We start from the raw sequence: 20,138 nt of genomic DNA, 5'->3' as shown, positions 1-20,138 counted from the left end.
AACCTCAAGCTATCTAGGGCACGGGGGGTGCCAGTAGAAATGATCCTTAGCGAGAGCTATGCCCCGCGCCACCAGCAACTCATGCAAAGTACCTGCGGCACTGACATCATGAGGCAGCGCCTGCAGGGCTTTCCAAAAACTTTCCAGCTCAAGCGGCACCGGTTGCAAGCTTTCAATGGTGACCTGCGAGCCCAGCTCTGCGTACCAGGCCAGCCAGGCTTGTTGCAGCCGAGCTTGGCACTGCGCCTGCAACTGCTCAAGTTTCTGCTCGCGCTCGCGCAAGGTGGCGAGCTGCTCGACAATCCGGCTTTCGAGATCGGAGGGCATATAGAGCCCAGTTTGCCAAAATTTCGACAGGGCATTGAGTTGAGATTGCATCACATGCAGCTGATCCAACTCGTTGAGCCAGACGCTATAGAGTGGTTCTAAACGCTGTACCCACCAGCGATGGAGGGGATAGAGCACCGAATGCCACAGCCGCTGCGGATCGGCCAGATTGATGCAATCCCCCAGCTGCTGCAGCCAATCATCGCGGTCACTGCTAGCGATGCGCAGCAGCTGTTGCAGCTCCTCGCGCGAGACGGCGAGCGCAATATCGAGACGGCGCTGAAACCAGATGGACCCGAGCAGTCGCTCCACACGGGTTCTTGGCAGCAGACGCTGCAGCAACGCAAGCTGATGGGAGCTGATCACGCCGGCATCCTGATAACGGAGCACAGACTGTCGCCCCACCAGTTGGGCCTGGTTGATGCTTTCTTGCTGGACAACCGCAACCCGGCGACTTGCTAAGAGGTCCTGATTGGATGATGTGTGATCTTGCTGACTCATGCTATGCCTTGCTCATCTTGCTGCGCTGCGGGCAATTTATGGAATAATGTTTCGGTATGCTAGCTATTCTACCCATTGTCCCGCCCTGCGACTTATAAAAAACGTCATATTATTTTAGTCCGACCTTAATCTTTGTCATGACGGGCATGGCTCGGGGTGCAGCCAAAACGCCGACGATAACTCTGGGTGAAATAGGACTGGCTGGAAAACCCCGCCTCCATCGCAATATCGACGATGCTCATTTCGCTATTGCATAATAACTGATGAGCGTAGAGGAGCCGCTGTTCGCATATCCAGACTCGGGGAGAAACACCATATATTGAGCCAAACAATGCCTTGAATGTTGTTAGCCCCATGCCGAACTCTTTGGCAAACTCACTGAGTGACCACTCCATCAGATAGTGTTTTTCCATGAACTGATGCAGTCGTTCGACCTGACGATTGCTCAGCTGGCGCAAAATGGACATCAATTGCGGCCCCTGTTTCTCAAAAGCAAGCAAAAATAGAAGCTCTTGAGTTCGTAACCAAGCTAATTCGGGAGGATGCCTGTGGTCCATCAGCCCTTTCAAGCCTTGGATAGACTGGGTAAGCAGAGGGGATGCATGAAACGGCAGCAGGCTAGATGCTCGCCCCTCGACCCGCTTTATCTCACTCAGCATTGAACCGAAACGCTGCACAAAATCCTGCAAAAAGCCTTTAGAAAGGGGTATCCTGAGCAGATGACAGGGCTCTCCGCCGGTCGAGACAGCATAGCTACCACAACTCACGAATATCATTTCGTTAGGGGATACCTCGTAGGTATCGGTGCAGTCCTGCCACCTCATCGTTCCTTCCAGGATAATATATATTCCCTCCTGCCGCTGTTCAATGATACTAAAAGCAGACATGCACCAGTTGAGGAGAGTCATATCCCCCTTCTCTTGAGTTCTAATACTCTTCATTTTATGTTCCTAAAACTGCGACGTCGTATAGCGCCGATACCGCCTCTTTATAAGCGGGTCTTATGTTGTTATTTTATTTACTGTGAATATTGAACCTGTATAGATGAATATAAACTCAATCAACATTTAAAATAAACGTATAGCCTACAACAAGTAAAAGTAGAGAAAACAATCATATAGCATCACTCACACAAGATCTTTATCCAAAATTTATCGCATCTATCCCCTTATCGCTGCCACTTTTACCATATCTATAGCCAAGGTAAGACACCTGCAGTCCGCCTCGCAATACCATCTGCTTTCTCTTTCTCTTGATTAAGCTGTACAACAAATTACCACCTCAACTGTTCGGAAGCATCACCACATGGCGATACATTATTTTTATTTCAATCTAATAACCTCACATGAATCTCACGCTGTATTGCTGACATCGAAAATACCCCCAACATATCTAAATAGCTATTTGAATGCTGGCCCCACCATGGCATTGCATTATTTTTATTTAAACATAATGACCTCACATGAATCTCGCGCTGTATTACTGACATCGCCCCCCCCCCCAACATATCCAAATAGCTATTTGGATGCTGGCCCGACCATGGCATTGCATTATTTTTATTTATGTTGAATGGTTGCCCCTCCCCAAAACGGCATCTGAGTACCAAAGTGGCGAATGTACGTTCCCACTGATGGGAGGTGACCCCCATGAAGGCTACGACAATCAGCATCGATTTGGCAAAAGAGGTATTTCAGGTCCACGGGGGGGATGAGCACGGTAAGCGGTTGTTCAACACGCCATTCCGGCGTTCACAAATAGCCTCCTTTTTGCCCATATCCCACCCGGCTTGATCGGCATGGAGACCTGTGCCTCTGCACATTTCTGGGCCAATAAGCTCCAAGGGCTGGGACATACCGTCAAACTGATGACTCCAAAACCAACAAGCATGATGCTGTTGATGCAGGAGCCACTCTCGGTGAACGGTTACGCGATGGTTAGCGGAGAGCCTGGAGGGCGCAGAGAACCAGTTACCCAACCTGTTTCAGGTTCAATCAAGTTTGCTACAGAAACATATGGAGTATTTTTTTGATGTCATGTCGACAATCGACACACAGATCGAACCGTGCCATCAGCAAAACGCATTATGCCAGCGTATTGGTAAGATCCCGGGCATCGGCCCCATCAACGCCAGTGCGTTGATTGCGATCATCGACAACGCCAACAATTTCGAGAATCGCAGACAACTTGCAGCCTGGCTTGGCTTAGTGCCACGCCGGCATTCCCTGTGTAGGTAAACAAGTGCTGTTTGGGATATGGAAACGTGGAAACGTGGAAACGTGGAAACGTGGAAACGTCCATTTGAGACCCCGCTTATTCATGGCGCCAAGGCTTTCTTACAGTCTGTTAAACGTAAACAGGATACCATATCGGGTTGGGCCAGTAGGCTATTGGAGCGCCGGAATAACAACATTGCCTTGGTAGCATTGGCCAATAAGAATGCACGGAAAGTGTGGGCCTTATTGGTCAAAAACCAGGAATACTACGCATCAGTGATGAATGCGTAATATTCGGAGCCAGCAAGAGAGGGATAACACCACTGATTGCTCAGGAAAGCCTTAAGTGATGGCAAGACGGGCCAGACCGTGATGGGGAAAACCCGGTTTAGGCACGGCTCTTTAAAGAGCTCGTTGTTGATTGAGGCCTCCATCAGCGGATGGGATTAAGCAATCTTCCCATGATGCAGACTTGAAGGGGGGATGGTAGTGATCAGACCAAATAGCCCCAAAATAGTCACTTTAGGCGAAGTTAATTTGGGAAACAACACCACTAACCGCTACTTACACAGAAAAATTTATAATCTCGATGGCTGATTTGGACAACAACGCCCTCCTTTATGACTAATCTGGCACTATAAATGCTAGTTTTGCTGATGAGGGAACATCGATAGTGAATACTTGTGATGCTATGTAATCATCATTAACTTTTTGAAGAAAAAACCACCGGTCATGATTTTTTGATTTTTCATTTTCAGATGAACGTCCCCAGTAATAAAAACGAAAAACATCTGATGTCAATTTGTACTCATCAAATACAACAGACAATTGCGATAGATTAGGTGATGAAGATGCATAAATAGCTCGATCCAACTTCACTGTTATTACTTTTCTACCAACAACGCCATATAAATTCTGACGCATGCTGAGCATATTGGTAGATTTAAAAAGTGTTACGTAGGACAATATTCCGTTTTTGCACTCTCCGTGAATTTTGAAACGTTCGTTTTCAGTTGCAAACGAAAAGTTACATCCAAACCCATTAATAAATGGGTACAAAATAAAGGCCAAGATGATGATAATAGAGTAAAGTAGCACCCGTTTAATTATTGCCTCCAGATACTTTAACCGATTTTTCAATTGTACAATCTTCGCCGTAAACATAGACATCCCCTTTCAATTCTGCGACTTCTCTGTTTGATTTCTTTTCGTTACATTTATTTTTATCCAGTCCGCACATCCAACGACCATTTTCAAGGTGGCAGTATAAATCCACATCTGACCAATAAATTCCTAGCACAGCAACACTAGACAGAGAAAAAACTGAAAACAATACAACTAAAGAAACTGAAATCTTTAGTTTTAATTTTTCTATGCAAGCCTTTAGGTAAGCCTTTTTTTTAGGTTTCTCGTAATTCTCAACAGCCTTACTTGAGTCTTCTTTGACAATGCCCCCCTGTATTACCTCTTGTAAAATTAATTCTCGTTCGTTAACAAATGAAATAACTCCGGGGATCAACTTAAAACCCTGCCTAGGTACAGTGAAAATGAATATGGTATCTTCGTCATTCGCTGCAAGTGCGATGCACTTTCTTATCTTATTAATTGCCATGTTTAGTGAGTTGGGGCCAACAACCCTACCCGGCCACCCAATTTCTAGTAAGGTATTTCTCTCCACAGTTAATCCATTTGCATTATGTAACGCATACAACACGTTTAATTCATTTTCATTTAACTTTCCTGCCCCTGCGATTATTTCGTTATCATATGCATGAACATAACCAGTGATTTTATCTACATTTACTATGCATTGTGACATATATCATACCCACTAGATATTGTTCCCATGCGGACTCAAGCATTTTCATGCAAATTGAGTGAAATTGCATGCAACCTTAACTTCACTGCCTGTAAAAATTAACACTGTAAAATAACCCGATGTTACATAACACTGAATACCTGCTAAAGCAGGATTTTTATCAGTGTACCAAGTCCATCCGATTATAGATATACAAGGAGTGCCTCTAGGGTCAACCCTAAATTGTAAAAATATATAACAGAATTCAAATAAAAAGACTCGGTCGCATCTTTTCATTTACATCCACAGACTCGCTGGAGACCCACACTGTTTTCATCCCCGGTCTTAAATAACTGATCCTAATAGTGTTACACCTTCGCTGTTCCATAGCGATTCCTAGGGAAGGGAAGGAGACACGATATCCATGAAATGTTTCATTCGAGCCAGCAGGTTGCACCAGACTATAGCTAATGGGATGGTCACCCCTCCCCAAAACGGCATCTGAGTGAATCGCCCTGGGTTTTCTAGACACTCTGTTGTTGAACATTGAACTGCTTTTCAAGCTCTACCGGCGACAGCCCATCATTGGAACCATGGCGCCTGATTGGGTTGTAAAACATTTCCATATAATCAAATACGTCGCTGCGGGCTTCACCTCTTGTCGAGTAAATCCTGCGCTTTATCCGCTCCCGTTTGAGCAACTGAAAAAAGCTTTAGACGACGGCGTTGTTGCCTAAATCAGCCAGCAAGCCATGACTTCCTCAGCCCAAAATGACCGCTACTCTCGGGGCTTTCTCACAGGCATCCCCCAAGTTAGGGAGATCGCGATTTGTCTTGCGGTAACCATAAATAGCACCACTTTCCAGCCATGATTGCTTCATCCTCCTGCTAGCTTACCGTGCTGCTTGAACCAGGCATACAGGCTGTGGCTTCACAGCTTCTATTCTGAATGTTTCTGGATAACACTGACGGGTCATAACACCTCCAATAGTTTCCTCATTTTAAGGCTGTATGTAGTGGTCTAATCATCCCGGACACCATTTTTCGCCACCATGACCTGAGGTGTTCAATGACAAGATTACGTCGCTCATTTACTGCCGAATTCAAACTCGAAGCAGCATCCCTGGTGCTCGACCAGGGGTATTCTGTTCCCGAAGCAAGCCGTTCACTGGATGTCGGTGAAACCGTGCTTCGTCGCTGGGTTCAGCAACTGCAATCCGAACGCAGTGGCACAACCCCAATCAGCAAAGCACTGACTCCGGAGCAGCAGAAAATTCAGGAGCTGGAAGCCCGTATCAACCAGCTCGAACGTGAAAAGGACATACTAAAAAACCGCCTCCCCGGCACTCCGTGGCCCATGGAATTAGAAACACGTCCACTACACTGATCTCACCGGACAGTGGTCGTTTGCTTTTTGGAGGCTGAGTCCCCGTCAAAAAACCTGACCCAGGGGAAGCTGCGGACCCGTGAGTGGTGGCACCTTGGTGACCCCGTTTAGGAATGTGATCGAATCCGAGTCCCCGTCCGGTACTATTTGTGATGGAGGGGTATCATGAAAAAGCACAACACTGAACACGGTTTGCCGATCATCCATGCACGCGCAGCGGGCATCGATATCGGCTCGCGGTTCCATGTGGTTGCGGTGCCCACCGCGCTCGCTGAAGAACCTGTGCAAACCTTTCAGGCTTTCACGGCAGACCTGGAGCGTATGGCTACTTGGTTGGTCGAGCTTGGGATCACCACCGTGGCAATGGAGTCAACAGGCGTGTACTGGATACCCGTGTACGAGATCCTGGAGACCCATGGCTTACAGGTCATCTTGGCTAACGCCCGGGATGCCCGGGCCGTACCTGGACGTAAAACCGACGTCAGCGATGCGCAATGGATCCAGCGCCTGCATGCTTGCGGTCTACTGCGAGCCAGCTTCCATCCTGAGCGGGAGATCGCCGCGCTGCGCAGTTATCTGCGGCTACGTGAACGTCACCTCGATTACGCTGCGGCCCATATCCAGCACATGCAGAAGGTGCTAACTCACATGAACCTGCAATTACAGCATGTGGTGAGTGACATCACCGGCGCCACCGGTATGCGGATCATCCGTGCCATTGTCGCAGGAGAGCGAAATGCCACGATGCTCGCCGCCATGCGTTTTGGTATGGAATATCAGGATCCTGGCGCCGATCACTACGAGCAGCAGTACCGCGATCGGGTGGTCAAGGGATTGCACCGTCGGGCCGCCGAATTTGGTTTTACCCTACAGGCAATCGAGGGTGTTTCTTAGGAAGGCTACTGCTCTCTTAATGGCGGACGAGTTCACACGTACGCGCTGATAGACCGATTAAGGGAGCAAGCCCCTATCACCCTGGTCTGCTGCGCTTTCGATGTTCCCACTTCCTGTTTTTACGATTATCTGGCTCGCAGGCGAGCAATTAACCCTGAGCGCATGCAACGGCGCAGCGAGTTGCGCCGTTTGTTTAAAGAGAGCCGGGGTTCGGCAGGCAGCCGTGCCTTGATGTCGATGATGCGGGAGTTGGGGTATCAGATTGGTCGATTCAAAGTACGTAACCTGATGAAGGAAGCCGGGCTGGCATCCAAACAGCCGGGCGAACACCGTTATAAGGTTGGCCAATCTGAACGACCGGATATTCCGAATCTGCTGGCCCGCGAATTTGATGTTCCGCAACCCAATCAGGTGTGGTGTGGTGATATCACCTACGTCTGGGCAGGTACTCGTTGGCATTACCTAGCTGTGGTTCTTGACCTCCATACTCGCCGAGTCGTGGGCTGGGCAATGTCTGACAAGCCTGATGCAGAGCTGGCAATCAAAGCACTGGAGATGGCCTATCAGCAGCGGAGTTGCCCCTCTGGTGTGTTGTTTCACTCCGACCAAGGCAGCCAATATGGCAGTAGGGCATTTCGGCAACGACTGTGGCGCTATCGCATGACCCAGAGCATGAGTCGGCGTGGCAACTGTTGGGACACTCAGTTCATTATGCTCAAGAACATCAGCCCAATCTGACCCGTGCTGGGATTGGCGAACATAATGCCTTTGCGTTGACCTGTCGATTGGATGCTGATGTTCCCTGGCATTGCCGGGCCCAGCGTCTGTGACCTAATAGGAGCCTTGTGCTGCATCTTGAGTGTCCTGTCCTGCGTATGGGGTTGGTAGTGCAGATTCCTTGGAGGAATGAGCCATGAACAATTCCAGAAACAAAGCTGAAGTTATCCTTGGTGTAGACACCCATATGGATACCCATGTTGGGGTTTTGCTTAATGCACAAGGACACCAGCTGGGATGCTTGATGGTCACGACCAATATCAGCGGATATGAGAGACTCGTGACCTGGGCAAACTCTTTCGGGTGCTTGAAGAGAGCAGGCGTTGAAGGCACTGGCACGTATGGTGCTGGCTTGGCCAGTGTACTGCGCAAGCATGGTATCGAAGTCTTCGAAGTTAATCGCTCTGACCGCTCCAAACGCAGGCTCCAGGGGAAATCGGATCCTACCGATGCTGAAAGTGCAGCGAGATCAGTTCTTTCCGGTAGTGCTACCGCGATAGCAAAGACCCAGTCAGGCGCGGCAGAAATGATGCGAGTGGTATCAGTCGCCAGACGCAGCGCCGTCAAAGCCAAAACGCAGGCAATGAATCAACTCAGAACATTGCTTGTCAGTGCCCCCCAGGATGTTCGTGAACGGCTCTGGAAGAGCAAGCCCGTTGACTGTGCAAAGGGATGCGCACGAGTTAGGTCATTGGGTACCACTGAACTCCTGCATACGTTAACGACTACCCTGTGTCTGCTGGCCAAGCGTTGGCTGCTATTGGCAGACGAAGTTGAAAAACTTGATGCCATGTTGGATGCCTTGACCCATCAACATGCTCGTCGTCTGCGCGAGCAATTTGGCGTCGGCCCTCAAACCGCAGCGGTGCTGCTTTCAACTGCTGGCGATAACCCTGAACGGTTAAGAAATGAAGCATCGCTTGCGGCACTTTGTGGTGGGGTTAACCCTTTACCCGCATCCTCGGGAAAGACCGTACGACATCGCTTAAACCGAGGTGGTAACCGTGCCGCAAATAATGCGTTATGGACGATTGCAATGGTCCGGATGCGGGGAGATCAACAAACCCAATCTTACGTCGCACGACGTAGCGCCCAAGGCTTATCTTCGAAAGAGATCCAGCGTTGTTTGAAACGCTATATCGTCAGGGAACTCTACCCTTTGATCTTGGCCGATTTAGCTGACTCAGCGCGAGCTTGTTGACATAGGAGCGTCAATGCCCCGATGGAGCGGTTGTTCAGAAGCCTGAAGTCAGAGTGGCTCCCGGCAACGGGATACATGAGCCTGCGGAAAGCAACGCGGGATATCAGTTATTACCTGATGGATTACTACAACTGGCGGCGTCCACATCAACACAATGACGGGATGCCGCCAGCAAAAGCCGAGACTCGGCCTAACCAAGTGTCCGGATTTAGTTGACCACTACATTGGAGATCAACTGTTCCAGATCGAGCCACACGAGGTTAGGAAGATTTTGGTTGGTGAGTACGAGGTTCTTAGTTCGATCATCTACGTGCTGCGGCTGTGGCATACCCGAGAAAATCATTGAGATGGCAATGTTGCCCATCAGGCATGAACAACCTGACGGAAATTTCGGCAAGCACTCTCCTTGCCTTTGCGCAAGTGGATACAGCGCACATCGAATCTGGCTTTTCCCTGTGAAACCGCTACGCTGTCAAATGGAATAGATGATGGTGAGTTCAGCAGGTATGAACATGCGTTATCAGTTGGTCCCTTTTGTCACTCATCGTGCAGTTGCGATTGCATCCGGTCCGTTCCCCCTAATTTCTCTTTCCGCCCTTCTGCTGCTTCTCTCGGCCGGTTGCGTCAGGGCGGAAGTGATCATCACCGGGGAGTTGCCCCCCTACTCATCTGCTGGACTTGCAAACAATGGCGAGCTAGCTAGCAAGGTGCTCACCGTCTTGAGAGCGGTCGGCTACCCGGATCTACAGGTTTCTTATCAGCCATGGCCGAGAGGGCTTAAAAACATTGAACTTGGCAATGCCATCGCCGCGTTCCCTTTTACCTGGACCAACGAGCGGGGTAACCGCCTACTGTTCAGTACTCCCGTCGCTTTCGATATCCAGTCTTGGTACACCACTCCGGATAAGAAGATACTGGAATCATTGTCTTGGCACCAAAAAACAGCCTGCGTACCTAAGGGATGGTTCTCTGAAGTCATCGCGCGGGTTATTACCGAACAAGGGCTAATAGTCAGAACTACCAACCGTCTGAGGCAGTGTGTGGAACTGCTGAAAAAGGGCAAGGTAGACCTTGTGCCCATTAATGATACCTCTAAAAAGAGCCTATCCAAGGAGGACTATACAGCCTTATACCGGTTGTCCCTGTTTCGCCAGAATGTCACCTTTTATCTTGTCACTCCGCGTAACGAGGTGGGGGAGATACTTATTCGTGACTTCAATCATAAATGGAGTGAACTGGCATACTGAGCCCACGCCAAGGATAGCGGTATAATCCTCCGTCCTTCTTACCATGGAGCGCAGAGTAAAGTGTATCCGAAATTGTACAGCTCTAGTTATCACCTGACACCGGCCTCAAACCGGTGTCTTGTTTACGCTACTTTAGTGCGCACTTCCTTCGGTATCAATTTCAGACCCTTCTTGAACATGCTGTAGGGGGTCTGACCCTCCATCATCCTGCCCTGATATGGCCTCTGGATGTTGTAGTGTTCCAGGTAGCTATCCAGGTCTGTCTGCATCTGCTCCACCGACTCATACCAAGTCGTTCTCCCCTTGATACGGAAGTGTTCATCCAGCAAGGCTCGGTGCAGCCGCTCGATAAAGCCGTTGCTCTGCGGCCTGCGCACCTTGGTGGTCCGGTGCTCAATCCCCTCCAGTTGCAGGAACGTAGGGATGATGGTCAGGGCACCCGCAGAACTCGCGCCCGTCGTCCGACAGGATGGTATAGACCCGCGCCTCATGGGCTTCAAAGAATGGCAGTACCGTTTCGTTGAGCACATGGACAGAGGTGATTGGCAGCTTGCTGGTGTAGAGCCGCCCCAAGCGTGGCGGCTGTAGCAGTCCAGCACGGTTTGTAGATACACCTTGCCCACGCCCTTGAGCGCGCCGACGAAGAAGGTGTCGACCGCCACCAGTTCCCCGGTGTAGTGGACTTCTATCTGGCGTTCGCGGAACTCCGGGCTGAAACGCTCGAGCAGGCGAATTTGCTCGTCATTGAGTTCAATCGTTTGTTCCCTGTGGGTTTTTTCGAGGCGCAGCAAGCGGTCGTGTTTGGAGAGCAAATCGTGACGTTACCACACACCACGCACACCGCCCGCACTGACGTTGATGCCTTGCAGCACTAGCTCTTGAGCTACCCGCCATGGGCCGTGAGTCGGCCTAGTGAGGGAGTAATCGAGGATGACCTGTTCAATCTCGGGGGCGACCCGATTCGGGTGCGCACCTTTACAGCCAGGCAATTTGTCGAGCAAGCCCTCGGCGCCATAGGTCTGGTAATTACGGCGAATTTCGTAGAACTGCTGACGGCTGTAGCCAATGAGCTTGCAGGCTTTGCTGACGTTATTGAGCTCTTTGGCGAGCTCTAGCAGGCTGAGTTTGCGACGTGCTACTTTCTCGTTGGTGGTCATATGGTGACTCCAGATAACACGGTAGGGGTACCGTTTTGTTATCCGGTTTGAAGCCGTATGACCACTCCATTTTGTGGGCAACTGTCAGGTGAATACCATCTCCATACAGACCACTACAGTAAGGTGTCTAGGGAACTAGGGGCGATTCAGTTTTAACTTAAGTCCGAATATTAAATAACCTTATACTGAATAGTAATATTTAAAAAGGGGGGAGCAACGCTCCCCCAAACGGGATAAACACACGGGATAAACACACTACGCAGATACATGTTTGATATGAGCTCAGAATTAAGCTCGCAACCATTTAAGCCGAAACAACAAGATAATCAAAGTAAAAAACATTAAAACATATTTTATTTTATTTTATTGATTTTTTAGATTGTCTCTATGATATTTTTCTTTGTAAGGAAGTGAGTCACCTTACATTTCGTGCAAGCATGTCCTTTTAAGGTGAGGGCCTCCTCCCCATTTTTATGGTTAACAATAAAATGCAAGATAAAGATACAGACAATGTCACGCAGAAAAATATCAAATCATATCGTCTCTTTGAATGGTATTGAAATCACTTTCAAAATAGATCAATTCTCTCCAGATAAATTATTAATATCTATCCCCCATAGTAATAAATTTGGTAGTTATTACTCGATTAGTATCGACTGTGTAGCATCAAATGCCCTTATCTTAGCTGTCAATGGTGTCGGACTATAAAAATGAAATTTCCCCCATATCGATTTATTGTTGATGGTTTCTGTTTCAAGTTAAGACTGGAGCCAATAGTGAACTTAAAAAATGAGGTTATAGTGGGGTATGAATTACTCTCTAGACCTGTTGGGGATAATAGCAGTAAATCTAGAGAGAGATTATTTAAAGAAATGAGCAGTAAAAACCTTTCAGTAATTTTAGAAAATCAAATTTCTTGGTTAAACAAATTGTCTAATGCAAGAAAATTCTTAAGTAATGAAAATATCTTTTATACCATAAACATTCCATTATCCGCTTTGCTTTCGGCTGATTTATTAATGGAGCTGAAATTCTTGTCCACACGAATAAAGTTATGTATAGAACTAGAAGGAACCATCTATCCGAAAGAACTCCATGACAACATATCCAAATTGATGCAATCAGGTATCGATTTCTGGCTAGACGATTGTAGTTCTGTCGAGAGTATAAATTCTGCGATTCCTTGGCAAGCGATAAAAATCGATAAATATAAGTTTTGGAAACTGAGTGAAAGGCATGATACTCAATTAGCCAGTCTAATTGATGATGTTAAATCAAAATGTGGAATGGTCATTATTGAAGGTATTGAAACCAAGAGTGACTTAAGCCATGCATTGTGTACAAATGCTCTATATGGGCAAGGTTATCTATGGTCATCGAGTTATATTCGATTAAAGAATACAATTTAAAATTCATAAATCAAGGAAGTGAATATTTTTGGAAATTAATAATCCTGCGTATATTAGCGATCAAGCCAGAGCTAGTTTAATTACAGCGAATGGTATTGCGATCGGTTTTGCACTTAATTTCTTTGGTAATTGGAGTGCTACCAATGTGAAATGGAGTATACATGACATTCCAATTGTATTTGTATTTGTATTTGTATTTGTATTTGTATTTGTATTTGGCCTGGAAATATTAACGCTAATTGGAGTGCTCTACCGCTCATTAATGCCGTACGTTCAAAATATTAGAAGATATGAGATTGATGTAAAAACCATTTTTAAGGTATTGCATTGATTTTCATTGGGGTCACTTTAATTATCAGGCCATAACAATAACTACTTGTCCATTCTAAGAATAACTCGAACATAGTATGTATATAACCATTCAACCTCACAGGAGTTAGCAATGCACGCATTATTCAGACGTATTTCGCTAATTGCCATACTATCTTTTATGTCAATGACATGTCAGAATGTTATTGCAATTATTAATAGTCTTGATGCCCCTGAAGAAAAGTTACTATTCTTCTCACAAATCTATTTCAAGGTAAGTGAAAAGGACCATGTTAGTAACGATATGAAAGATGAGCATGGTATGAATCGCCCCCAGTTCCCTAGACACCTCACAGCCTTAAAATGAGGCAACTATTGGAGGTGTTATGACCCGTTGCACCACACCGCCGATCTCCACCTCTTCCTCGCTCCAGTCAAACTGATAGGCCTCACCAACCGCGAACGTCAGGGGTACAAAGGCAGCCACTTTGGCCGGCAGCTGTTTATAGTCACGGACGAAGCGCTGGACGCTGTCGTAGGCACCCTGGTAGCCCAGGCGTTGTAGGTCTTCGAAGAGTTGTCTGGTACAGCTGCGTTGTCGCTTGGACCGCTTGGCATCGAGGTCCAGCCACTGGGTCAGTATCGGCTCGAATTCGCCGAGCTTAAGTCTGGCCGGTTGTGGACGTCGGTACTTGGGCGGTTCGGAGGGAGGTTGGCGAAGGTACTTGCGAACGGTATTGCGAGAGAGTCCTGTGACTTTAGCGATGGAGCTGATGGACTGGCCGTCCACCTGATGCAGACGCCGGATCTTCAACACGGTTTCCATGATTAACACTCCAGGTTCTCCGATCCAAAGATCGGATAGTTGCACACACTCCGGGGTGGTCAAAATTGGACGCTGAAAAAACCGGAAACCTGGTCATTTTTGCGCGCTGCTCAACAACGTTGACACCTTGCAGCGCCAGCTCTTGAGCTACCCGCAATGAGCCGTGAGTCGGCCTGGTGAGGGAGTAATCGAGGATGGCCTGCTCAATCTCGGGAGCGACCTGGTTGGGATGAGCCCCTTTACAGCCAGGCAATTTGTCGAGCAAGCCCTCGGCGCCATAGGACTGGTAATTACGGCGAATTTCGTAGAACTGCTGACGGCTGTAGCCAATGAGCTTGCAGGCTTTGCTGACGTTATTGAGCTCTTTGGCGAGCTCTAGCAGGCTGAGTTTGCGACGTGCTACTTTCTCGTTGGTGGTCATATGGTGACTCCAGATAACACGGTAGGGGTACCTTTTTGTTATCCGGTTTGAAGCCGTATGACCACTCCCTTTTGTGGGCAACTGTCAGGTGAATACCATATCCATACACAGCCTGCAAGATGGCACTAGCTGTACAACCTAGGTAAAAAATAAATGGGGGTTACTCTGGGTGTAACCCCCATAGACACAGCCTACAAATCGAACTAAAGAAAAGAGCTGTAACTCCCCTACCCCACTTGTAGATGCACAATATTGTCTGCCGGTTTTTCTGATGGTTTCAAAATCCCTCCCCACAACTCCAGAGCGATTTTTTGTTCCGGTAACCGAACCGTATGAACATAGTGAGCCATTACACCAGGTAGAGCATGCCCTAAAATTTTTTCCACGACATGGGGGGCAATCCCAGCCTCGTTTAGGCGGGTCGCCAAGCTCCTTCGCAGATCGTGCCATGTCCAAGGGGCGCTATGCCCGATCCGTTTCCAAATCCCCCTTCCCCACTGACTTACCGCTTCTGGTCGCTTGAGCTCCCCTAGCAAGTATGAGGATGACTGTGCGGCTGCAGCTTTCAGCAAAGCGTCTATCGTCGGCCGAATAAAATCAGGTATTGGTCTCACGATTTTATTACCTGTTTTTGAGTTGGACGCAGGTACTGTCCATGTACCTTCGACTAGATTCCATTCTGCGGGTGCTGATAGCCGAGCTTCTTGAGTTCTTGCACCAAACGACAACAGAATCTTGGCCAAATTTCCATAGTAGCAATATGGACCTAGCTTCTCAGCCCAATTCCATAGTGTTTGTAGTGGTCTAATCATCCCGGACACCATTTTAGGTGGTACAGTCGCCACCATGACCTGAGGTGTTCAATGACAAGATTACGTCGCTCATTTACTGCCGAATTCAAACTCGAAGCCGCATCCCTGGTGCTCGACCAGGGGTATTCTGTTCCCGAAGCAAGCCGTTCACTGGATGTCGGTGAAACCGTGCTTCGTCGCTGGGTTCAGCAACTGCAATCCGAACGCAGTGGCACAACCCCAATCAGCAAAGCACTGACTCCGGAGCAGCAGAAAATTCAGGAGCTGGAAGCCCGTATCAACCGGCTCGAACGTGAAAAGGACATACTAAAAAAGGCTACTGCTCTCTTGATGGCGGACGAGTTCACACGTACGCGCTGATAGACCGATTAAGGGAGCAAGCCCCCATCACCTTGGTCTGCTGCGCTTTCGATATTCCCACATCCTGTTTTTACGATTATCTGGCTCGCAGGAGAGTGATTAACCGTGAGCGCATGCAACAGCGCAGTGAGTTGCGCCGCTTGTTCACAGCGAGCCGGGACTCGGCAGGCAGCCGTGCCTTGATGTCGATGATGCGAGAGTTGGGGTATCAGATTGGCCGATTCAAAGTCCGTAACCTGATGAAGGAAGCCGGGTTGGCATCCAAACAGCCGGGCACACATCGTTATAAGGTTGCACGGTCTGAACGACCGGATATTCCGAATCTGCTGGCCCGCGAATTTGATGTTCCGCAACCCAATCAAGTGTGGTGTGGCGATATCACCTACGTCTGGGCAGGTACTCGTTGGCATTACCTAGCTGTGGTTCTTGACCTCCATACTCGCCGAGTCGTGGGCTGGGCAATGTCTGACAAGCCTGATGCAGAGCTGGCAATCAAAGCACTGGAGATGGCCTATCAGCAGCGGAGTTGCCCCTCTGGTGTGTTGTTTCACTCCGACCAAGGCAGCCAATATGGCAGTAGGGCATTTCGGCAACGACTGTGGCGCTATCGCATGACCCAGAGCATGAGTCGGCGTGGCAACTGTTGGGATAACGCCCCGATGGAGCGGTTGTTCAGAAGCCTGAAGTCAGAGTGGCTCCCGGCAACGGGATACATGAGCCTGCGGGAAGCAACGCGGGATATCAGTTATTACCTGATGGATTACTACAACTGGCGGCGTCCACATCAACACAATGACGGGATGCCGCCAGCAAAAGCCGAGACTCGGCCTAACCAAGTGTCCGGATTTAGTTGACCACTACACCTCGCAGTTCTTCTAGAGTCAGAACCCTATCTCGCTTACTTGCTTTTTGCCCAACATCAGCGACGGTCAAGTCATCCAACGCATTACTCACTGCAAACTGTCTGACACGACAAAACTTCAGAGCATGCTTACAGTTTTGGAAACAATAGCCACTAGCCACAGGCGCTACCTTCGAGTACTCGTCAAAGACGCTCAACCAGTGACGAGTATCACAATCTGACAAAGGAAGATCTCCAATACGGGAATAGACCCACTTCGCAAATTGCTGGCGATGCTTCTCACTGTTCGACCTTTTCTTATCGGCGTGATGGCAGAGCCAATACTCGAGTGCATCTTTAACCGTGACAGCCTTAAGCCTTTCATCTTTCCCGATCCGCGTCATCAAGGCGGGATCATAACCCTCTTCCAACCAAGCTCGACATTGCGCCGCCTTTTTCCTTGCTTCGGAAAGCGACAGCCCCCCCTCCTGGCCGGTATAGGAGCCCAGAGTCAGATTTTTTGCCTTACCTAAAATTCGATAGCGGTATAAGAAGCTGACTTTTCCGCTATTCCTCCACAGAACAGAGAGCCCATCCCTGTCCGCAACCTTTCTGGGCGTATCATCATCGTGACCACGCAGCATTGCTTTGAGTTTTGAATCTGAAATTGCCATTTTGAACCCGCATTTGAACCCACACCTGTCTTATATACCCTAAGATAGCTTTAGACAGGAATGGATTATTTAAAGTTAAAAATCAGATAGATAGCTTAAAGTCATGGACGACACCAAACAGCATTAGACAGGTGGTGTGATAATACGGCATGAACTGATCTCGGTCAGATCTGCTGCAGTGCAGATGAAGGCGTATTCCAGCAATGGGATACGCCTTTTTCTATGGCTGCCATTTACTCGCTGGCAAGCTTGATGCCCAGCCCCACGAACAAGCCCCCCATCAGACGGTTGAGCCAGCGCCCCAGCCGGGCAGGCAAGCTCACCCTGCGGCTCGCATAGGCAGTCGAGAAGGCCAGCAGGTGGCACCAGATCATGCCGTTGAGGTTGAAGATGCAGCCAAGCAGAATGAAGGCCAGCGCCTTCTGTGGCGCATCCGGGGCGATAAACTGGGGCACAAAGGCGAGGAAGAAGAGCGCGACCTTGGGATTGAGCACATTGGTCAGCAACCCCTGCCGAAAGATCCGGCCATAGGAGAGTACAGGCAAGGGCACAGCTACGTTGGTAGCAGAAGGCGCCTTGGCCCCTTGCCAGAACATGGAAAACCCCAGGTAGACCAGATAGAGCGTCCCCATCAACTTGATGACGGTGAACAGCTCAGCCGAGGTGCTCAGCAAAGCAGACAACCCCAGTGCAGCCGCCAGCACATGCACCATGGTGCCCGTCCCAATCCCCAGCGCAGCCACGGAACCCGCCCGCCAGCCCTGAGAGCCGCTGCGCAGCATGATGAGCAGAGAATCAGGCCCGGGCATCATGTTCAACAGCAAGCCAGATACGATAAACAACGCCAGATCGTGGATCCCCAACATACACAGCTCCTTGTTCGTGAAAGAGACAGTCTATGGATCCCATGTCTCTTGTCATCCCCCGTAGCAGCAATAGTGATTATCAACGGAGGGAATAGCCGAGGCATCACGACTTTGGCCAAATAGGGATCCGAGGATAAAAAGAGGAAATCATCAAACTGAACGCGAAGGGAAGGCGAATTATTTGGACAATGCCTTGTACAGAAATGCAAAAAACGGTGGGAAGGAAATTTTAGGCAATAAAAAACCCCGCTCGATGAGCGGGGTTTTTCGTGTTGGGTGCCTGGCAGTGTCCTACTCTCGCATGGCGAATGCCACACTACCATCGGCGCTACCGCGTTTCACTTCTGAGTTCGGCATGGGATCAGGTGGTTCCACGGCGCTATGGCCGCCAGGCAAATTCTTCAATCTGAGAAAGCTGACGTGAATAACGATTTGCCTGTTGGCTTCGTTATCACTGAATTAGGTAGTAGTTCTTCGATTTGCTACAAGCCTTAGAACACTTCTTGGGTGTTGTATGGTTAAGCCTCACGGGTAATTAGTATGGGTTAGCTCAACACGTCGCCGCGCTTACACACCCCACCTATCAACGTTGTGGTCTCCAACGGCCCTTTAGGACCCTCAAGGGGTCAGGGATGACTCATCTCAGGGCTCGCTTCCCGCTTAGATGCTTTCAGCGGTTATCGATTCCGAACTTAGCTACCGGGCAGTGCCACTGGCGTGACAACCCGAACACCAGAGGTTCGTTCACTCCGGTCCTCTCGTACTAGGAGCAACTCCCTTCAATCATCCAACGCCCACGGCAGATAGGGACCGAACTGTCTCACGACGTTCTGAACCCAGCTCGCGTACCACTTTAAATGGCGAACAGCCATACCCTTGGGACCGACTTCAGCCCCAGGATGTGATGAGCCGACATCGAGGTGCCAAACACCGCCGTCGATATGAACTCTTGGGCGGTATCAGCCTGTTATCCCCGGAGTACCTTTTATCCGTTGAGCGATGGCCCTTCCATTCAGAACCACCGGATCACTATGACCTACTTTCGTACCTGCTCGACCTGTCCGTCTCGCAGTTAAGCTGGCTTATGCCATTGCACTAACCTCCTGATGTCCGACCAGGATTAGCCAACCTTCGTGCTCCTCCGTTACTCTTTGGGAGGAGACCGCCCCAGTCAAACTACCCACCAGGCACTGTCCGCGAGCCCGATTCAGGGCCCTGCGTTAGAACATCAAACATACAAGGGTGGTATTTCAAGGACGGCTCCAGCGCAACTGGCGTCACGCCTTCAAAGCCTCCCACCTATCCTACACATGTAGGTTCAATGTTCAGTGCCAAGCTGTAGTAAAGGTTCACGGGGTCTTTCCGTCTAGCCGCGGGTACACCGCATCTTCACGGCGAATTCGATTTCACTGAGTCTCGGGTGGAGACAGCATGGCCATGGTTACACCATTCGTGCAGGTCGGAACTTACCCGACAAGGAATTTCGCTACCTTAGGACCGTTATAGTTACGGCCGCCGTTTACCGGGGCTTCGATCAAGAGCTTCGCTTGCGCTAACCCCATCAATTAACCTTCCGGCACCGGGCAGGTGTCACACCCTATACGTCCACTTTCGTGTTTGCAGAGTGCTGTGTTTTTGATAAACAGTCCCAGCCATCTGGTCACTGCGACTCCCAACTGCTCCATCCGCAAGGGACTTCACTGTCAAGAGCGAACCTTCTCCCGAAGTTACGGTTCTATTTTGCCTAGTTCCTTCACCCGAGTTCTCTCAAGCGCCTTGGTATTCTCTACCCGACCACCTGTGTCGGTTTGGGGTACGATGACTTGTAATCTGAAGCTTAGAGGCTTTTCCTGGAAGCAGGGCATCAATGGCTTCACCACCGTAGTGGCTTCGTCTCGTGTCTCAGTGTTGTGTCTCCGGATTTGCCTAGAAACACCACCTACGCACTTTCACCAGGACAACCGTCGCCTGGCCCACCTAGCCTTCTCCGTCCCCCATCGCAATTACAAGTCGTGCAGGAATATTAACCTGCTTCCCATCGATTACGCCTTTCGGCCTCACCTTAGGGGTCGACTCACCCTGCCCCGATTAACGTTGGACAGGAACCCTTGGTCTTCC

Annotated in this window: 15 protein-coding genes, 2 rRNA genes and 7 pseudogenes (1 of these 24 cut by a window edge); 11 read left to right on the top strand and 13 right to left on the bottom strand. The window is 49.2% G+C overall.

Going from position 1 to position 20,138, the window contains the following annotated elements; all coding sequences use genetic code 11:
* Positions 1-9 precede the first annotated feature (9 nt).
* Together ONZ54_RS04225 and ONZ54_RS04220 are read right to left on the bottom strand one after the other, a co-directional pair.
* Positions 10-828, bottom strand: a complete 819-nt coding sequence (locus tag ONZ54_RS04225; RefSeq protein ID WP_271787525.1) for a T3SS regulon anti-activator ExsD domain-containing protein — start codon at positions 826-828, stop codon at positions 10-12.
* A gap of 125 nt (positions 829-953) precedes the next feature.
* Positions 954-1,769: a helix-turn-helix transcriptional regulator gene (locus tag ONZ54_RS04220; protein ID WP_271787524.1), complete on the bottom strand. Its 816-nt coding sequence runs from the start codon at positions 1,767-1,769 to the stop codon at positions 954-956.
* Between the two features lie 705 nt (positions 1,770-2,474).
* Here ONZ54_RS04220 and ONZ54_RS23330 point away from each other — a divergent pair.
* Positions 2,475-3,332 (top strand): annotated as a pseudogene (locus ONZ54_RS23330) (transposase).
* A 333-nt stretch (positions 3,333-3,665) separates the two neighbouring features.
* Here ONZ54_RS23330 and ONZ54_RS04210 read toward each other — a convergent pair.
* From ONZ54_RS04210 to ONZ54_RS04200, 3 genes and pseudogenes are all read right to left on the bottom strand, one after another.
* Positions 3,666-3,965, bottom strand: a complete 300-nt coding sequence (locus ONZ54_RS04210; protein WP_271787523.1) for a hypothetical protein — start codon at positions 3,963-3,965, stop codon at positions 3,666-3,668.
* 178 nt (positions 3,966-4,143) lie between these two features.
* Positions 4,144-4,860 carry a winged helix-turn-helix domain-containing protein gene (locus ONZ54_RS04205; RefSeq protein WP_271787522.1) on the bottom strand — a complete coding sequence of 239 codons (717 nt, stop codon included), beginning with the start codon at positions 4,858-4,860 and terminating at the stop codon, positions 4,144-4,146.
* A gap of 503 nt (positions 4,861-5,363) precedes the next feature.
* Positions 5,364-5,552: pseudogene (locus ONZ54_RS04200) on the bottom strand (IS3 family transposase); the annotation flags it as partial.
* A 356-nt stretch (positions 5,553-5,908) separates the two neighbouring features.
* Here ONZ54_RS04200 and ONZ54_RS04195 point away from each other — a divergent pair.
* The 6 genes and pseudogenes from ONZ54_RS04195 to ONZ54_RS04170 all read left to right on the top strand — a co-directional run.
* Positions 5,909-6,169: pseudogene (locus ONZ54_RS04195) on the top strand (transposase); the annotation flags it as partial.
* Between the two features lie 222 nt (positions 6,170-6,391).
* Positions 6,392-7,120 (top strand): IS110 family transposase, encoded by a 729-nt coding sequence (locus tag ONZ54_RS04190; RefSeq protein ID WP_271787521.1) that lies wholly within the window; start codon positions 6,392-6,394, stop codon positions 7,118-7,120.
* Positions 7,121-7,819: pseudogene (locus ONZ54_RS04185) on the top strand (IS3 family transposase); the annotation flags it as partial.
* Between the two features lie 214 nt (positions 7,820-8,033).
* Positions 8,034-9,098, top strand: coding sequence for an IS110 family RNA-guided transposase (locus ONZ54_RS04180; protein ID WP_271787520.1), 1,065 nt, complete (start codon positions 8,034-8,036; stop codon positions 9,096-9,098).
* Positions 9,099-9,110: 12 nt separating this feature from the next.
* Positions 9,111-9,314 (top strand): annotated as a pseudogene (locus ONZ54_RS04175) (integrase core domain-containing protein); the annotation flags it as partial.
* A gap of 296 nt (positions 9,315-9,610) precedes the next feature.
* Complete coding sequence (locus ONZ54_RS04170; RefSeq protein ID WP_271787519.1) at positions 9,611-10,345, top strand: type 2 periplasmic-binding domain-containing protein; 735 nt, start codon at positions 9,611-9,613, stop codon at positions 10,343-10,345.
* Between the two features lie 122 nt (positions 10,346-10,467).
* On the opposite strand, the pseudogene ONZ54_RS04165 reads toward ONZ54_RS04170, so the two are convergent.
* A pseudogene (locus tag ONZ54_RS04165) lies at positions 10,468-11,502 on the bottom strand (IS481 family transposase).
* Positions 11,503-12,212: 710 nt separating this feature from the next.
* On the opposite strand from ONZ54_RS04165, the gene ONZ54_RS04160 reads away from it, so the two are divergent.
* The 3 genes from ONZ54_RS04160 (at position 12,213) to ONZ54_RS04150 (ending at position 13,587) form a co-directional block, all read left to right on the top strand.
* Entirely contained in the window at positions 12,213-12,911 is a 699-nt protein-coding gene (locus tag ONZ54_RS04160) for an EAL domain-containing protein (RefSeq protein ID WP_271787518.1), read from the top strand.
* 28 nt (positions 12,912-12,939) lie between these two features.
* A complete protein-coding gene (locus ONZ54_RS04155; protein WP_271787517.1) occupies positions 12,940-13,242 on the top strand; it encodes a hypothetical protein in 303 nt (100 codons plus the stop codon).
* Positions 13,243-13,353: 111 nt separating this feature from the next.
* A complete protein-coding gene (locus ONZ54_RS04150) occupies positions 13,354-13,587 on the top strand; it encodes a hypothetical protein (RefSeq protein WP_271787516.1) in 234 nt (77 codons plus the stop codon).
* On the opposite strand, the gene ONZ54_RS04145 is transcribed toward ONZ54_RS04150, so the two are convergent.
* The 3 genes and pseudogenes from ONZ54_RS04145 to ONZ54_RS04135 form a co-directional block, all read right to left on the bottom strand.
* Positions 13,579-14,046 carry a hypothetical protein gene (locus ONZ54_RS04145; RefSeq protein WP_271787515.1) on the bottom strand — a complete coding sequence of 156 codons (468 nt, stop codon included), beginning with the start codon at positions 14,044-14,046 and terminating at the stop codon, positions 13,579-13,581. The two genes, ONZ54_RS04150 and ONZ54_RS04145, sit on opposite strands and share 9 nt — an antisense overlap.
* A 115-nt stretch (positions 14,047-14,161) precedes the next feature.
* Positions 14,162-14,467 (bottom strand): annotated as a pseudogene (locus ONZ54_RS04140) (helix-turn-helix domain-containing protein); the annotation flags it as partial.
* Between the two features lie 227 nt (positions 14,468-14,694).
* Positions 14,695-15,279: a site-specific integrase gene (locus tag ONZ54_RS04135; RefSeq protein ID WP_271787514.1), complete on the bottom strand. Its 585-nt coding sequence runs from the start codon at positions 15,277-15,279 to the stop codon at positions 14,695-14,697.
* 51 nt (positions 15,280-15,330) lie between these two features.
* Between ONZ54_RS04135 and ONZ54_RS04130 the strand changes: the two genes are divergently transcribed.
* Positions 15,331-16,493, top strand: a protein-coding gene (locus ONZ54_RS04130) for an IS3-like element ISAs33 family transposase (RefSeq protein ID WP_271787513.1) whose coding sequence is annotated in 2 segments (ribosomal slippage) — positions 15,331-15,586 and positions 15,586-16,493 — 1,164 coding nt in all. Because the reading frame shifts where the segments join, the coding sequence is not laid out codon by codon here.
* Here the strand turns inward: ONZ54_RS04130 and ONZ54_RS04125 are convergent.
* The 4 genes from ONZ54_RS04125 to ONZ54_RS04110 form a co-directional block, all read right to left on the bottom strand.
* Positions 16,486-17,154: an Arm DNA-binding domain-containing protein gene (locus ONZ54_RS04125; protein ID WP_271787512.1), complete on the bottom strand. Its 669-nt coding sequence runs from the start codon at positions 17,152-17,154 to the stop codon at positions 16,486-16,488. The genes ONZ54_RS04130 and ONZ54_RS04125 overlap by 8 nt on opposite strands.
* A 233-nt stretch (positions 17,155-17,387) precedes the next feature.
* The gene (locus ONZ54_RS04120; RefSeq protein WP_271787511.1) at positions 17,388-18,020 is read right to left on the bottom strand and encodes a LysE family translocator; all 633 of its coding nucleotides are present in this window, start codon (positions 18,018-18,020) and stop codon (positions 17,388-17,390) included.
* A gap of 278 nt (positions 18,021-18,298) precedes the next feature.
* A 5S ribosomal RNA gene (gene rrf, locus ONZ54_RS04115) occupies positions 18,299-18,413 on the bottom strand.
* Between the two features lie 121 nt (positions 18,414-18,534).
* Positions 18,535-20,138 (bottom strand): 23S ribosomal RNA (locus ONZ54_RS04110) (it continues 1,283 nt past the right edge of the window).

The sequence above is a fragment of the Aeromonas salmonicida genome (genome assembly GCF_028355655.1).
Classification (GTDB): Bacteria; Pseudomonadota; Gammaproteobacteria; order Enterobacterales; family Aeromonadaceae; genus Aeromonas; species Aeromonas salmonicida.
This window is presented reverse-complemented; position numbering and strand designations above follow the sequence as displayed.

Excerpts from the sequence above, each read along its gene's own strand:
- ONZ54_RS04225 (WP_271787525.1), bottom strand. The coding sequence starts at position 828 with ATGAGTCAGCAAGATCACACATCATCCAATCAGGACCTCTTAGCAAGT.
- ONZ54_RS04220 (WP_271787524.1), bottom strand. The coding sequence starts at position 1,769 with ATGAAGAGTATTAGAACTCAAGAGAAGGGGGATATGACTCTCCTCAAC.
- ONZ54_RS04210 (WP_271787523.1), bottom strand. The coding sequence starts at position 3,965 with ATGCGTCAGAATTTATATGGCGTTGTTGGTAGAAAAGTAATAACAGTG.
- ONZ54_RS04205 (WP_271787522.1), bottom strand. The coding sequence starts at position 4,860 with ATGTCACAATGCATAGTAAATGTAGATAAAATCACTGGTTATGTTCAT.
- ONZ54_RS04190 (WP_271787521.1), top strand. The coding sequence starts at position 6,392 with ATGAAAAAGCACAACACTGAACACGGTTTGCCGATCATCCATGCACGC.
- ONZ54_RS04180 (WP_271787520.1), top strand. The coding sequence starts at position 8,034 with ATGAACAATTCCAGAAACAAAGCTGAAGTTATCCTTGGTGTAGACACC.
- ONZ54_RS04170 (WP_271787519.1), top strand. The coding sequence starts at position 9,611 with ATGCGTTATCAGTTGGTCCCTTTTGTCACTCATCGTGCAGTTGCGATT.
- ONZ54_RS04160 (WP_271787518.1), top strand. The coding sequence starts at position 12,213 with ATGAAATTTCCCCCATATCGATTTATTGTTGATGGTTTCTGTTTCAAG.
- ONZ54_RS04150 (WP_271787516.1), top strand. The coding sequence starts at position 13,354 with ATGCACGCATTATTCAGACGTATTTCGCTAATTGCCATACTATCTTTT.
- ONZ54_RS04145 (WP_271787515.1), bottom strand. The coding sequence starts at position 14,046 with ATGGAAACCGTGTTGAAGATCCGGCGTCTGCATCAGGTGGACGGCCAG.
- ONZ54_RS04135 (WP_271787514.1), bottom strand. The coding sequence starts at position 15,279 with ATGATTAGACCACTACAAACACTATGGAATTGGGCTGAGAAGCTAGGT.
- ONZ54_RS04125 (WP_271787512.1), bottom strand. The coding sequence starts at position 17,154 with ATGGCAATTTCAGATTCAAAACTCAAAGCAATGCTGCGTGGTCACGAT.
- ONZ54_RS04120 (WP_271787511.1), bottom strand. The coding sequence starts at position 18,020 with ATGTTGGGGATCCACGATCTGGCGTTGTTTATCGTATCTGGCTTGCTG.